This is a genomic window from Maribellus luteus, assembly GCF_003576475.1.
Lineage (GTDB): Bacteria > Bacteroidota > Bacteroidia > Bacteroidales > Prolixibacteraceae > Draconibacterium > Draconibacterium luteum.
Window position 1 is genome coordinate 604,968 of the sequence record NZ_QWGR01000001.1, and the last position, 15,630, is coordinate 620,597.

At 40.1% G+C, this 15,630-nt stretch carries 9 protein-coding genes and 1 tRNA gene; 8 read left to right on the top strand and 2 right to left on the bottom strand.

From position 1 onward, the window contains the following. Window positions 1-13: 13 nt before the first annotated feature. A complete protein-coding gene (locus tag D1614_RS02405) occupies window positions 14-799 on the top strand; it encodes an MBL fold metallo-hydrolase (protein WP_241558064.1) in 786 nt (261 codons plus the stop codon). On the opposite strand, the gene D1614_RS02410 is transcribed toward D1614_RS02405, so the two are convergent. Then, window positions 796-1,995 carry an MFS transporter gene (locus D1614_RS02410; RefSeq protein WP_206609903.1) on the bottom strand — a complete coding sequence of 400 codons (1,200 nt, stop codon included), beginning with the start codon at window positions 1,993-1,995 and terminating at the stop codon, window positions 796-798. The two genes, D1614_RS02405 and D1614_RS02410, sit on opposite strands and share 4 nt — an antisense overlap. A gap of 331 nt (window positions 1,996-2,326) precedes the next feature. On the opposite strand from D1614_RS02410, the gene D1614_RS02415 reads away from it, so the two are divergent. The 7 genes from D1614_RS02415 to D1614_RS02445 all read left to right on the top strand — a co-directional run bounded on the left by D1614_RS02415 (window position 2,327) and on the right by D1614_RS02445 (window position 11,417). Next, window positions 2,327-3,778: an acyl-CoA dehydrogenase family protein gene (locus tag D1614_RS02415; RefSeq protein WP_206609904.1), complete on the top strand. Its 1,452-nt coding sequence runs from the start codon at window positions 2,327-2,329 to the stop codon at window positions 3,776-3,778. Between the two features lie 256 nt (window positions 3,779-4,034). Beyond that, window positions 4,035-5,069 carry an aspartate--ammonia ligase gene (gene asnA / locus D1614_RS02420; RefSeq protein WP_119436268.1) on the top strand — a complete coding sequence of 345 codons (1,035 nt, stop codon included), beginning with the start codon at window positions 4,035-4,037 and terminating at the stop codon, window positions 5,067-5,069. Between the two features lie 121 nt (window positions 5,070-5,190). Then, a tRNA-Arg gene (locus D1614_RS02425) sits at window positions 5,191-5,264 on the top strand. Between the two features lie 292 nt (window positions 5,265-5,556). Beyond that, the gene (locus tag D1614_RS02430) at window positions 5,557-6,756 is read left to right on the top strand and encodes a site-specific integrase (protein ID WP_119436269.1); all 1,200 of its coding nucleotides are present in this window, start codon (window positions 5,557-5,559) and stop codon (window positions 6,754-6,756) included. A gap of 92 nt (window positions 6,757-6,848) precedes the next feature. Beyond that, window positions 6,849-7,598, top strand: coding sequence for a class I SAM-dependent methyltransferase (locus D1614_RS02435; RefSeq protein WP_119436270.1), 750 nt, complete (start codon window positions 6,849-6,851; stop codon window positions 7,596-7,598). Between the two features lie 230 nt (window positions 7,599-7,828). Further along, window positions 7,829-9,487, top strand: a complete 1,659-nt coding sequence (locus tag D1614_RS02440) for an arylsulfatase (protein ID WP_119436271.1) — start codon at window positions 7,829-7,831, stop codon at window positions 9,485-9,487. 22 nt (window positions 9,488-9,509) lie between these two features. Further along, window positions 9,510-11,417: a sulfatase family protein gene (locus D1614_RS02445; protein ID WP_206609906.1), complete on the top strand. Its 1,908-nt coding sequence runs from the start codon at window positions 9,510-9,512 to the stop codon at window positions 11,415-11,417. On the opposite strand, the gene D1614_RS02450 is transcribed toward D1614_RS02445, so the two are convergent. Continuing rightward, a complete protein-coding gene (locus tag D1614_RS02450; RefSeq protein ID WP_162304382.1) occupies window positions 11,418-15,320 on the bottom strand; it encodes a hybrid sensor histidine kinase/response regulator in 3,903 nt (1,300 codons plus the stop codon). Window positions 15,321-15,630: the final 310 nt, after the last annotated feature.

Consider the following 15,630-nt stretch of genomic DNA (forward strand, 5'->3'; position numbering starts at 1 on the left):
CTAATTTTGCGATATGACTTCCATCAAAAACAATAAAATAACCGCCACTTTTCTTGGTACCGGAACTTCGCAGGGAGTGCCGGTAGTAGCGTGCGACTGCGATGTGTGCCGTTCGGATGATCCGCGCGATAAACGATTGCGGTCTTCATTGTTGCTGAACATAAACGGGCAAAACCTGGTGATCGATGCAGGGCCTGATTTCCGGCAGCAGATGTTACGCGAAAAGGTGGCAACACTTCGGGCCATTTTATTAACGCACGAGCATGTGGATCATATCTTCGGACTCGACGACATCCGCTCGTACAACTGGATTCAGCGTCATCCGATGGAGATTTATGCCGAGGAAAGGGTGCAGGAAGCCATCCGACGTATTTTTAGTTATGTTTTTGCTGAATTCAAATACCCGGGAATACCCAAGATGCACCTGAAAGATGTAAATGGTTTTCCTTTCGTAATTGATGACGTTGAAATCATCCCGATTCGTTGTTTTCATCATCAACTGCCGGTTTATGGCTACCGGATTGGCGATTTGACTTACATCACAGACACCAATTCGATTCCGGAAGAAGAAATGACAAAAATTAAAGGGACAAAAGTCCTGATTATTAATACGCTGCGGAAAGAAAAACACATTTCGCATTTTAACCTGGAAGAAGCCTTGACTGTGATTGAAAAAGTGCAGCCCGAAAAAGCTTACCTGACACACATCAGCCATGGTCTTGGAAAATACCGCGAGATTGAAAAAGAGTTACCCGGGAATGTGTTTCTGGCTTACGACGGGCTGAAGCTGGAGCTTTAGTCCAATTCTCTTTCTGAACGCTGTTTTAACCAGGGGAGAACAATTAGAAGCGAACTTACCAGGTAAATAATTCCGGAGAGGAAAAGTGCAGCATCGAGGCTGATGTTATCGGTGATCCATCCCAGTAAGGGGCCGATTGCGGCAAAAGCAATCCGGATCACAAAATTTCGCACTGAAAGCATGGTGGCCCGCACTTCGCTTTCGGTGTACTGGTTGATGTAATTTTTGAAAATTGGCGTGGCAATTCCCCGAACCAGGTAAAACAGGAACAAAAAAGCAAGCCCCCAGTAGGAAATCGTAATTCCGGCAAAAACATAGCCAGCAGCCAGCAGTACAATCACCAGCAAAATCGACCATTTCCTACCCAAAAACAGTTCTACTTTATAGGCAAAAACCGACGAAACCCCTACCGTTAGGTTGAGCGCTGTCCAGAATATTCCAAACATTTCAACGGGCAGATCAATGGCTTTGAAAAATGGCTGAACAAACCACGCAAAAGTAAGTGTTGCGGTTCCGGTTACCGACGATAACAGGATGGAAATACGCAGATCGGGATTGGAAACAAACATTTTGCGGATGTTGCCAACCAGCTTTTTCATCGAATGAATGTGCTCTTTCGAATGTATACGCGGTTCAATTAAAGTAAGGGCAGCCGGAATGGCAATAGCAGCCACTCCAAACTGAAAGTAAAACGGCGAGCGTAAGCTAATGGCTGCCAAAAATCCTCCAACCACACCGGCAATGGCTTCGGCAAAATTGCCCACCGAAGTAATGCGGCCTTCTTCCCGAACGTATTTATCGGTTTTATTGTCGGCTTTCAAACTATCGTACAGCAGAGCTGAATCGGCACCCGACACAAAGGAATGCCCGATACCCAAAATTATTTCGGCGATTACAAAGGCCCAGAAACCGTACGAGAAACTATACACCAGAAACCCGGCGCTTCCGAGTATACTTCCAAGAATCAGTGTTTTTTTTCGTCCCCAAACATCGGCCATCCAGCCCGAAGGAATTTCCATGGCAACAATGGCCACCGAGTAAATGGCTTTCAGCACAAATATCTCGTGCATGCCCATGCCGTTGTCGGTGTAAAACAAAACCACCACCGGCATAACCATGTTAAACCACTTCGAAATTTTAATGAGGTATAAACGCGGAATATTTTTACTGAAATGCGCCAAATTCAACTTTTGCACAAAAATAGTGGATTATTACATTATCCGCTTTATTCTGATTTACAAAGACGGTTTTTGTGAGAACCCGCATTCCTTAAAAATGCTTAATTAAATTTAGTTAAGTCCTTATTTATGCGGAGTTTAATATCTTTTTTACCTGAATGGTGAAACATTCGGGTTTTTTAACTGTTTGACTATCTGTAAAAAAATAACATCTCGTTACTGCGAGAATGAAAAAATTGATAACCAACTTATTAGTGATTTTATGAATTCAGAAATAGTTGCAGACGCCGTGGAGACGGAGAACAGAATTCCCTCATTGTCAGATTTTTTAGACACGCTTAAATCAAAAATGAAAAGCGTATTTCACGAGAAAAATGATATCAATGAATTAAGTGTAAACAGAGGGCTTCCGGCTGAAGCTCTTCAGGAAATTATGTCAGCTAATCCGTTGTCGGTAGGGATTCCAAAAGAATATGGCGGACGTGGCGGACTGATGCACGAAAATATTGCCTTGCTGGCTGCGGCTTCCTACGAATCGTTGCCGCTTTCCTTAACCTTTGGAATTAATTCGGCTTTGTTTCTACAGCCGGTGGCAAAATATGCGAAAGAAGAGGCTAAAGCTCCCGTTTTCAAACGTTTTCTTGAAAAACAAAATATGGGTGGTTTAATGATCACCGAACCCGATTATGGCAGCGACGCACTGAACATGCAAACATTTTATACCGAAAAAGAGAGCAGGTTTCATATTAAAGGGAAAAAACACTGGGCAGGATTAACCGGCCAGGCCGATTTTTGGCTGTTAACCGCACGGCAACAGGCCGATTCTGGTAATTTGCAGCGCGATATCGACTTTTTTATTTGCGATGTAAGTGCTCCGAACCAAAGCATTAAGGTGGAAGAGTATTTCGAAAATCTTGGCCTTTACATGATTCCGTACGGCCGAAACCATATTGATGTAAAGGTGCCTTCGGTACAAAAGCTGGAACCTCATACTACGGGGGTAAAAATGATGCTGGATTTGCTGCACCGTAGCCGAATGCAGTTTCCTGGAATGGCTATGGGCTTTATTAAGCGTATGCTCGACGAAGCCATTGTGCATTGTAAGCAACGGTTGGTAGGAGGGAAGAGCTTGTTTTCGTACGACCAGGTACAGGAGCGTTTGTCAAAGCTGCAGGCCAGTTATACCATTTGTTCGGCCATGTGTGCCAACAGCAGCAAGAAAGCCGGGATTGAAGTGGATCTGGTGCCTCACGGGTTGGAGGCCAACGCGGTTAAAAGTGTGGTAACCGATTTAATGCAGGAAGCAGCACAGTCGTTGGTGCAGCTGGTGGGCGCAAAAGCTTACAAGCTAACCCACATTGCGGGGCGAGGCATTACCGACAGCCGCCCGTTTCAGATTTTTGAAGGCTCGAACGATATCCTTTATGCACAAATTTCTGAAGGCCTTGTAAAGCTTATGAAACGTGCCAAAGAAAACAACCTGTTTCAGTTCCTGAAAGGTTTTGACCTGACCAGCAAAGCGGCCGGGTTTATTAAAGAGCAAACCAATTTCAATATCAATTTCCAGATGCCGCAACGTAATCTCGTTGATTTGGGAAAAATTGTGGGGCGGATTATTTCCCTCAATCAGGTTGTTGAGTTAATGGGAAATGGTTTCCGGAAAGACCTGGCAGAGGGCGGAATCAGCATGCTTCAACAGGAAATTGCCGGATTACTGACCGTTTTTTCAATGAAAAACGAAACGCAGATAGTGCAAGAGTATGAAGAAAACAGTTCGTGGCTAAATTTTGTAACTGCGTAGAAAACAAATTCTAACAACTTAATTCGTTTGAAATATTCTGCAGGTTAATGCTGATGCAGGCAAACTTCTTTTTTTTACTTTGAATGAATTTTGAAATCTATTCTTAAAAGTAAAAGTAGAATTATATTTTTGTGTTCAAACTGACGAAAAAGTTATAAAATAAAACAAGCGTGTTTTAGAAAAATGAAAAGCGGTTTGCCAAATGCCAGCCGCGAAGTCAGGTTTTGTACAGTAGAAAACAGCTATTTTAAACAACATGAATTTATACATACCAAAAAACTACAAATCCGTACTGGATGTAAATCAGACAGAGCAGGCAATCAAGCAATTGAAAGATTTCTTTCAGTTGAATCTTTCTTCGGAGTTGCGCCTGCGAAGAATTACTGCGCCACTTTTTGTAAAAAAGGGAACAGGTATTAACGATGATTTGAATGGGATTGAAAGGCCGGTTTCGTTCCCGATAAAGGAGTTGGGCGATGAAATGGCTGAGATTGTGCAGTCGCTGGCCAAATGGAAAAGACTGGCCTTGGCCGATCTTCAGTTTCAGGATGGTTTTGGGATTTACACCGACATGAACGCGATTCGTCCGGATGAAGAACTTACCAATATTCACTCGCTTTATGTGGATCAGTGGGACTGGGAACGTGTAATTACGGCGGAAGAGCGAAACCTGGATTTTCTGAAATACATTGTTCGTAAAATTTATTCGGTATTGGTACGCACAGAGTATTTTATTACCGAGAATTATTTGGATTTGGAACCCCAACTTCCGGAGGAAATCACCTTTGTGCATGCCGAAGAGTTGGCTAAGAAATACCCGGGGTTGACTCCCCGCGAGCGCGAAAACGAAGAATCGAAGAAACACGGGGCCATTTTTGTGATCGGGATTGGCAGCGAAATGCCAAACGGTGAAGCCCACGATGGCCGTGCACCCGATTACGACGACTGGAGTACGCCTACTGTAAACGGTTACAAAGGGCTGAATGGCGACATAATTCTATGGAACGATGTGTTGCAACGGTCGTTCGAAATTTCTTCGATGGGAATAAGGGTCGACAAACGCACTTTGCTGGAGCAACTCAGGATTAGCGGGCAGGAAGAGCGGAAAGAGCTGCTTTGGCACAAAATGTTGTTGAACGACGAATTGCCGTTAACCATTGGCGGTGGCATTGGCCAGTCGAGGTTGTGTATGTTCTTTTTAAGAAAGGCGCACATTGGTGAAATTCAGTCGAGCATTTGGCCCGATGAAATGATTGAAATCTGCAAAAACAGCGGAATTCACTTGTTATAGCAGAGAAGAAGCGGCAAAAAGTGAACATTAAAACGACAAATTTTGAATTTTCTGATTTATTTGGAGTTTTGAATTTGGAGTTTGAAATTTGATTTATACTTTTGCAGCGCAAAATAAGGCTGCCTCGGTAGCTCAGTTGGATAGAGCAACTGCCTTCTAAGCAGTAGGTCATGGGTTCGAATCCCGTCCGGGGTACTAATAGACAAACTAAATTTAGTTGAAAGCACTTAAAATCAATGATTTAAGTGCTTTTTTATTTTGGTGAAAAACTGAAAAAGGTCTCTCATAGTCATATTTAGAGAGACTTTTGCGAGACCTATTGTTGATTGGAACAAAAAAGGTCTCTCTAAATAGCGTAACTCTTTGAAATAGTTAGTGTTAATTGATTTAATTTGGTCTTATTTGCTGTTGTTTTGTGCCCTCTCATAATGTAATTTTAAGGTGCTTTTTTACAGTCGAGCGAGACCTGTTTTTAAAAATTATTAAAATGAGAGTTACAATTGTATTCCTTTTAAAAACATTCAAAGCCAGGCAAGATGGAAATTGTCCTATTTATGTAAGAGTAACATATAAAAAAAGAAGGATGGAATTATCTACAGGATTTTTTGTAGATAAAGAATCCTGGAACTCGGTAAAACAGCAGGTAGAGGGGAAATCGAATGATGTAAAAAGTATCAATAACCGATTGAGTAAGATATATAGCAGGACCCTGGATGCTTGCTATCGTCTTGAAGCCATCAATGAGGATTATAGTTTAGACGACTTGAAATCGGAGTTAACTGGCGTATCTGACATTCATACGCTTTTTGAACTATTCGATTATTACATTAAAACTATTTCTGATCAGCTTGGCACCGGATTTTCTGCCGGCACATTGAAACATTATAAAACTTCAAAAAACAGATTGAAGGAATTTGTAAAAAAGAAATATAAAAAAGAAGATGTCAATATTCTGGATGTTAATTATTCATTTATTGCAGATTTCGATACTTATCTGAAGAAACAATACGGGAATAATTTAAATACAGTGTGGGGCTATCACAAACATTTAAAGAAGATACTCAATATTGCTATTTCTTTAGACTATGTTTTGAAAAATCCATACCTGAAATTCAAGGTTAAAAAGCAGGAGACAAAAAGAGAATATCTTACTCTTGATGAATTAAAAACCATAAGAACCAAAGAAATTGACATTAAGAGGCTAAGCATTGTCAGGGATATTTTTCTGTTTGCCTGTTACACCGGTTTATCATATGTGGATATGGCCAAATTGAATCCTGACCATATTCAGAAAGGAGTTGATGGAGGGGATTGGATTGTGATAGATAGGACAAAAACAACTACCGAGTGTCGGATTCCTTTATTAGATGTTCCAAGAGAAATATTGGAACGATACAAAGATTATCCGGTTTGCGAGAATAAAGGCTTGCTACTTCCAATTTTAACTAATCAGCGGATGAATAGTTATTTAAAAGGGCTGGCCGATATTTGTCACATTAAAAAGAATCTGACGATGCATGTTGCGAGACATTCATTTGCTACTTCAGTAACTTTAAATAACGGAATTCCGATCGAAACAGTCTCCAAAATGTTAGGGCATACTTCTATTAAAACTACTCAGATTTATGCAAAAATTGTAGATGCGAAAGTATCAAAGGATATGAAGAAATTAAATGCAATATTATAAATCATTCGATGGGTAAAGAATGTTCACGAAAAAGTATCATGCCAGGGATTCATGGAGATAAACCGGATTGTTCCTGACCGTATAACGCAATCATGCGTGCATCACTTTTATCGGTCTTGTTTTGCTGTAGCTTCATCTGGATTGCCTATAAAACGGCAGCTGGTATTGTATCTAGAAAAGTACTGGGAATAGGGACCGGAAATGGTTATGGAATTCGTGAGATTGCCCCCAACGCTAACGAATTCTGGACTCTAGATAAAAACTATATAACAATTGACTACCGCAATTACCCGAATACACGTTTTGTAAAGGCCAAGGTGCCACCACTTACCAACATTCCCTATAACTATTTTGATTACGTTGTTTGCTTTCAGTTGATTGAACATGTGGAAGATACTTTAACGCTTCTGAAAGAAATTAAACGTGTGTTAAAGAAAGATGGGGAATTGTTAATCTCAACTCCAAATAAGATACGCTCTTTAACACGAAATCCATATCATGTTCAGGAATATACAAGAGATGAATTTAAAAGCTTATTGCAACTATTTTTTCTTAGTGTTTCCGGATACGGCGTTTTGGGGAATGATAATGTAGAGCTATATTATGAGAAAAGTAAGAATAGCGTAAATCAAATATTATCTTTTGATATTTTAAAATTAAACCAGAGATTGCCAAGGTGGCTTCTTCGTCTTCCATACGATCTATTCAATCGAATTAGTCGTCATCTTATTTTAATTGACAATAAAGAGTTAACGATGGGAATCAGTGATAGAGATTATTATCTAGATGAACCGAACGATAATTGTTATGATTTTCTATTTGTAACAAATGACAACTCTTAAGTAGAATGATAATTTGCTTTATGGCTACTCGTGAAAATTTAGATTTCAATTTTTGGTAACTACTGGCGAATTAAGCTAAACAAAGTTGTATAACAAAGATTTTTGGAACTATTATAAAGGCATTATTCACAAAGGAACCCTTATTTTGACAAGAAAGTGACGATACAGAGTAAATAAAAGCGAAATGATCAGATTGATTAAATCGTAATTATATTCTAATGAATTAAACGATGAATACTATTGGGGGCAAAATAATTGCAGTAACTATTTTTTTACTTTTTAATCTTTTTTGTGATTCAAGTGAGAAAAGACGACCTAACATATTAATTATATTGGCTGATGACATTGGTTTTTCAGACATAGGTTGTTATGGTAGTGAGATTAAAACTCCCAACTTGGATAAGCTAGCTGAAAAAGGGATGCGTTTCCGTCAGTTTTACAATGGTGCCAAGTGTGAACCCTCGCGTAACTCGTTGTTTACCGGCCTGTATTATGGAGATGACCGGGCTATATCATTCGAGGGATTGTTACACGATAACGGTTATGGGGTTATTCATTCAGGGAAAGAGCATTTTGAAAGCTGGGTTCCAGAGCGGTGTTTTGCTGCCAACTGTAGTGATCATTCTTTTACCTTTTGGGCCGCTACCAACTTTTTTATTCCACCCGACAGCACATTTAGCCAGCCTTTGTTTCTGGATAAGAATGAAATAAATCCGGGTGAACTTGAAAAAATAACAGGTAAGCCGTTTTACATGACTGATTTTATCACGGATATGGGAATTAATTGGTTGGATGACGTGCTTGGAAAGGACAAACCCTTTTTACTCGTTTTACCTTATAACGCAGCACACTGGCCACTTCAGGCTTGGCCTGAAGATATAGCAAAGTACCGTGATTTATATAGACAGGGGTGGGATAAAATACGAGCTGCCCGTTTTGCCAAAATGCAAAAGCTAGGAGTCGTTCCTGAAAATATTAAATTAAGTACACCCGAACCTGATCCCACGCTTAAAATAAAACCTTTTCAACCACGAAATGATGGTTGCGACGATGTACGAAAATTAATGTCAGTTTATACGCCGTGGAAAGAACTCACTGCAGAACAGCAGGATGCATTCAGTTTGGAAGAATCAGTTTTTGCTGCGATGATCGATCGTATGGATCAGAATATAGGCAGGGTTCTGGAAAAAATAAAGACTGCTGGCGAAGAAGATAATACCATCGTCATGTTTTTTTCGGATAACGGAGCTTGTCCTTTTGAACGAAACCGTGATTTGTCGATTCCACCGGGTGGAGCCGACAGTTACCGCACCCAGTCCACTCCCTGGGCAAATGTTGGCAATACTCCATTTCGATTATACAAACAAAATGGTCATGAAGGAGGATCGCACAATCATTTTATTGCAACATGGCCCGGTGTGATAAAGCCGGGTACCATAAGTGACGCCCGAACACATATTGTGGATATATTTCCAACCCTACTCGATCTATCGGGTATTTCTTATCCTGCCGAAATTGGTGGAGAACCTTCAATCCCTCTACATGGGACTTCTTTGCTGCCGGTTTTTAAAGGCGAAAACAGAAAGGAGCCCGAATTTATTCTTTCTGGTTTTTCGGAGGCAAAAAGAATGTTTCTGAAAGGAGATTATAAGATCGTAAAAAATATTGGAGAATGGGAAATGTATAACCTGAAAACAGATCCGTCGGAAGAGACAGATTTGGCAAAATCAGATTCTGAACTTCTAAACTCGATGATCCAGAGCTATCATGAAGCAAAGCAAACTATCAATTCAACATTGAAAAATGAGCCTCGTTTTGTGGATTATCCATACAGAAATCCGGTGAGTAGCAACCAAAATCGAAAAGATTACAGCCAATACAGAAAATAGATAATACAAAACTAATACCTTAATGAATAAACAGACAAATACCTGGAACAGAAAAATTATTGTACTTATTGCAATGGTCTTTTCAACCCCATTTCTGGTTTTGTGTCAGAATAAAGCGATGTTAGCCCGAGAGGTGCCAAATATTTTAATGATAACATCAGAGGATAACAGTGCATACTTTCTGGGTTGTTACGGTAACGAAATGGCAAATACTCCAAATCTGGACAAATTGGCCTCGGAAGGTTTTTTATTTACCCATGCTTTTGCCAGTTGTCCGGTATGTGCACCGGCAAGGAATACAATTCTTACAGGAGTTTATGCCGCTTCAAACGGTAACGAACACATGCGCAGTAAGTATGCCAAGTCAGAGGTTGTTAAAACGTACCCTGAGTACTTTCGCGAAGCTGGATATTATTGCACAAACAACGTAAAAACCGATTACAATTACAGCGGCGATTGGAATGCTATCTGGAATGACTGCAGCCGTCAGGCGACGTATAAAAACCGTGCCCCCGGCCAGCCGTTTTTTGCAGTTTACAGTAATTTTACAACACATGAAAGCCAAATTCATAATCAGATTCCGACAGAAGACCTCAAACATGATCCGGCCAAAATCGAAATTGCCCCCTACCATCCTGATTTACCTGAGATCCGACATGATTGGGCCCAATATTATGACCTTCACCAAAAAATGGATGCTGAAGTCGGTGCCATTATAAAGGAACTCGAGGAAAGTGGGGAAGCAGAAAATACCATCGTAATTTATTATGGCGATCATGGTGGAGTTTTAGCCCGCAGCAAACGTTTTGTATACGAAACCGGAACCCGTGTTCCTTTTATTATAAGGATTCCCGAGGAATTCAGCTATCTTTTCCCTACCGGAGCACCCGGAGATAAAGTGGATCGGATCGTAAGTTTTGTTGACCTGGTTCCTACATTTCTAAGCGTTGCCGGCATTCAAATCCCTGGTCATATGCAGGGTGATGCTTTTTTGGGTGAACAGAAAACCGTTGATCCGCAATATACTTTCATGACCCGTCAACGAATGGATGAACGTTACGATATGGTTAGGGCTGTTCGCGATAACAGGTTTCGTTACATTCGAAATTACATGCCTTTCAGGATTACAATGCAGCACCTCGACTACCTGTTTAAAGCTCCATCAGCACAAGCCTGGGAAGACGCTTTTAAAGCAGGGGAAACCAATGAAGTACAAAGCCGCTTCTTTTTGGAAAAGCCCCTGGAAGAGCTTTACGATACCGAAAATGACCCATGGGAAATTCACAACCTGGCTAATGATCCGCAATATAGCACGGTGTTGGAACGAATGCGTAAAGCTGAAACTGACTGGATGCGTGAAGTACGTGATGTGGGTGTAATTCCGGAAACAGAATACGCTGATTTCGCAGGTGAAGGAGCTATATATGATTACATGCGTTCTGATGCCTGCCCTTTTGAGCAACTATTTGATGCGGCTCAGGCAGCTACTTCTTACACTACAGATATTGATGTATTTGTTCAGAATATGCAAAGTGAAAATGCTGCCATCCGGTACTGGGGGGTGGTGGGTTTGCTAATTCACCGGGATGAGGCAATTTCTGTGCTTGATGCCATAAAGAATGCTGCAAATGATGAGTCAGGGGCAGTGGCAACGATAGCTGCTGAAACACTTTTCAGGATAGGTCAGAAAGAGGAGGCTTATGCTGCATATAACCGTATTGTTACAGATACCGCGACATTTAAAATGGCAGACCGGAATTTTGCTTTAAACAGTGTAGATGCTGTTGATGCGCGTTCTCTCGAGTTACAAAAGAATATTCTTAAATTGTATAAACAGAGAAAGAGTATTTTGACAGGCAAGGAAAGGTATAATGCCTACGATGCATTAATGGCACAAACCTTACTTACCAAATGGGGAGTACTGAAGTAATCAGGTTTTGCTGAGTTTTGACGGATTTTCTCCAAATTCCTTCTTAAAACATATGGTGAAGTAATTCGGGTCAGTGAATCCTGTCAGGTAAGCTGCTTCGGCCACCCTGACGCCTTCCCGCCTAATCAGTTCGTAAGCCTTTTTTAAGCGGATGGTTTTAATGTAGTTATTTGGAGTGAGGCCTGTCAGTGCTTTAATTTTCCGGTTCAGTTGTGTGCGGCTGATTGAAAAATGCTGCGACAAAAGATCGATATTTAAGCCCTCATTGGTTATGTTAATCAATATAAATTCCTTCAAGTCGTTAGCAAATTGTGTATCTGCATTTGTAATTTTTTCATGCACTTTATCCAATGGTTCGATTCCCAATAATTTTTCTCTCACCCGTTTTCTATTTGCGAGAAGCGAATCGATAACTGCATCCAGGTAATCAATCTCAAAAGGTTTGGTTACATAAACATCCACCCCCGAAATCAGTCCTTCCAGCTTTTGTTCTATGGCGCTGTTTGCTGTGAGCATAATCACTGGTATGTGAGAGGTGTTGAAGTTTGCGCGAAGTTTACGACAGAACTCATGACCGTTTACCTCCGGCATATTTATATCGGTAAGTATAATATCAGGTTCATTATCAATGGCCTGGGCATATCCCCGAGTTCCATCGGATGCCTGCAACACCTTAAATCGCGGTTTAAAATGAGTGGCTAAATAATCGCGAAGTTCATCATTGTCGTCCACGATTAAAAGTCGTTGAAGATTATATTTTTTACATTCAGGCCTAAGTCCAGTAACTCCTTCAAATGCATCGTTTCTTTTAACTGGTTCTTGTGACGGTTGGTCTTGCAATATTGTGTCTTCACTCCATTTTTCTTCTATCGTATAAAAGTTTTCACTACAAGGAATTTCGATTATAAACTTAGTACCGGTTCCGGGTATCGATTCCACATTGATTGATCCGTGATGTATTCGAACCAGATCGTTTACTATTGAAAGACCTATGCCACTGCTATCGAATTTCAGATTCTCGGTTTTATTAATCTGATAAAACCGGTCGAAGATCCGTTCTTTTTCTTTTTCATTGAATCCCTTGCCTGTATCTGTTACTATTATTTTCAGGTAATTGCCTTCAGTGCGTTTTTCAAGTTTTATCTGGAGTCGTATTTTTCCACCATTTCCGGTAAATTTGATGGCATTGGATAGCAGGTTCCAAAGTATCTTTTCAATTTTTCGCAAATCAACAAAAACCGGTTCATTGACATCAAGCTGAAAATTGAATTCAATGTCGCGTTTGTGGCATTCTTCGTGAAATGCCTCGTAAACATTTTCAACAGGCTTTGCCAGATCAATACTACAGGCTTTCAGTGGTAACTGGTTTTGTGTAATTTTTCTGAATTCGATAAGATCAGTAATAAGTTTATATAGTCGTCTGGCATTCCGGTCAATCACTTCCAGTTTTTTATGTTGTTCCTGGTCAAAATTACTCGATCTAAGAAGATCGTTTACCGGCGCTGAAATCAATGTGAGCGGTGTTTTCAGATCGTGCGATATGTTGGTGAAAAAAGCCAGTTTCTTTTCAGTAAGTTCGTGCTCTGAACTTACTTTATAGGCTGATATTTCCAGTTCTTTTTTCCATTGCAGACGTTTGTTGTAAAAGTAGAATATCGCAAGCATGAGCCCTGACACGACTAGCACATATGATATAATGGCAATCCAGGAGCTGTACCAAGGGGGCAGAATAGTTAATTTCAATTCGGTGGGAACTTCGTTCCATACATTAGCCTTGTTTGTACATTTAACTTTGAAAGTGTATTTTCCGGGGGACAGATTAGTATAAGTGGTCTGGTTGTTCACCCCTAGATAAATCCAGTTTTTCTCGAGTCCCTCAAGCATGTAAGCATAGTTACTGTATTTCGGAAGATCATTATCGAGGGTGAAGAAACTAATTGTGAAAGAATTCCTTCTGAAAGGCAAATGCAGTTCATCGGTCTCTTCCAGAGGTGTTTTAAGGTAATGTTCCTTTTCCAGGCTCTTGATACTTCGGTTATGAAAATCAATATCAGAAATAATCACTTTTGATCGAGACGTATCCTGGATTAGTTTGTCCGGTTCAAGCAACAGAAATCCTTCTGAATTGCCAAAAATAATTTTATGGTCGTCGGTTATTGCCGAGGTACGGGCGAGGAATTCGTTTGAGGCCAACCCATGCCGGTAATTGAAGATCTGGAACTGGTTGTTTTCAGTGTTGAACCGACATAGCCCATCGATCGTACTTATCCAGAGTATTTTATCATTTATAGATTCAATGGAAAGCAGGGTATTGGTTGGCAATCCATCTTTCATTGTCCATTTTTCGAAAATCCGACCATCTGGCGAGAGTTTCACCAATCCATCAGTTTGCGTGGCAAACCAGTAGGAGCCAGTTTTATCGTGGTAAAAATCGTTCAGTTTAAAGGTAATTCGGTTATTGATTTCTGGAAGAAAACTTTCGAGCGTGTTCTTTTCTTCGTTATAAAAGAAAATTCCCAGGTTGCGAACCAGAACTATGGTTTCTCCAAATTTATTTTTTCGGATATTATTTATTTGGTAGTTCATAGGGTTTTGGATTTTGATATCCAATGGAACAACATCTGTTTGTTGTGTTTTAAAATTATATCGCAACAGGCTTTTATTACGTGCGTGTGTTCCTATCAGCATGTATTTATCGTCATAATTATACAAAGAGATTACTTGCTGCATTTCGTCCTCATTATTGGTGCAGGGATGAAAAGTTTTAATCAGGCGAAGATCAGGGGAGTATTTGCCAATCAAACCATCGTAGGTCCCAATCCAGAGGTTGCCGTCACTGTCTTTATTGATAGCGGTTACTTTTCTTCCATTAATTTGATTTTCAAGACTCTTGGCATCTAGGTTGGTAAACTTGTTGGCTTTTAGGTTCCACTTTGAAAATCCGTAATTGGTTCCCAAATAGCAACTGTTATTATCGACTAAAACCGAAACACCTTCCTTGTCTACCAGTGAGTTGTTGTTTCCCGGAACCGGAACAATATTGTGGTAGGCATTGTCTTCACGCACAAGTAAAGTAATACCAGCTCCATAGGTCGAAATCCAAACAGCATTGTCAATGCCACAATATAGATCATAAATACTGTTGCTGGGAATAAGGGCTTCATCACCTTTATTCTTCATCAGAGTGCTTTTTAACGTAAGGTTTTTATCCACAATGAAAATACCTCCGCCGTCCGTTGCAATCCAATAATTGTCATCGATCTTTTCAATATCCATCACATTGTAATGATTTTGAATGTCGATTTTTTGAATCTGTTCGTTTCTACGGATATAGACATCACCATTTCTACAGCTAATCCACAACGCCCCGTCAATTTCGGTTAACTGCGCTATTATTCTTCCCCGGAGTTCGTGCAATCCGGTATCAAGCATGTGCAATCCGTCGCGGTCTCCATACCATATCCCTTCTGATGTTATTTGGTAGCAATTAATCCCTTCAATTTCCCAGGATGCAATTGTTTCGTCAGGGGCTACTTTTATCAGCCGGTTTACAAGTAAAAAGTAGATGCTTTCTTTAAAAACAGATAATTGCTTGGTGTAACCTTCCATAATTTTGCCGAAAGTGTCGCTTAAACGGTGATAACGATAAAGTCCGGCATCAGTACCAACCCACAGGTCGTTATTCTGATCGAGTTCCATGGTATTAATGAACTGCCCGCGAAATGTATCATAATTCCGAAACTTGTACCCGTCAAAACGCGAAATTCCATTTCCTGTTCCTATCCATTTGTAACCATAGTTGTCCTGAACAAAGCAAGTCGCAATGTTACGCGGTAGCCCCTCTTTGTCAGTGAAATAAATGGCTTTTGTGCGCTCAATAGAAAAAGAGAATACAGAGCTCATTGTTACTCCTAAAAAAATCAATAGTATTGTTCTTATGACCTGTTTTACTGGCATTTTTTTCTATGATGTTTCTGTATTTTCATAAAAATAAACAAAATCGGTTAAGATTAGAATCATCGCTTTCATATTTAGTTTTCATTTATAGGATACGAGCTATTCAAATCTTAAAAATAGAGCGGAAGAATCTTAAAAATTGATTCATTTTGAAAAACTAATTAGTTGAAATTCAGTGGGATGGTATTTTGGTTTTTTTATAGAGATTTATGTGAAAAATATCAAGATGGTAGTAAAAGAATGCCCGTACTTTTGA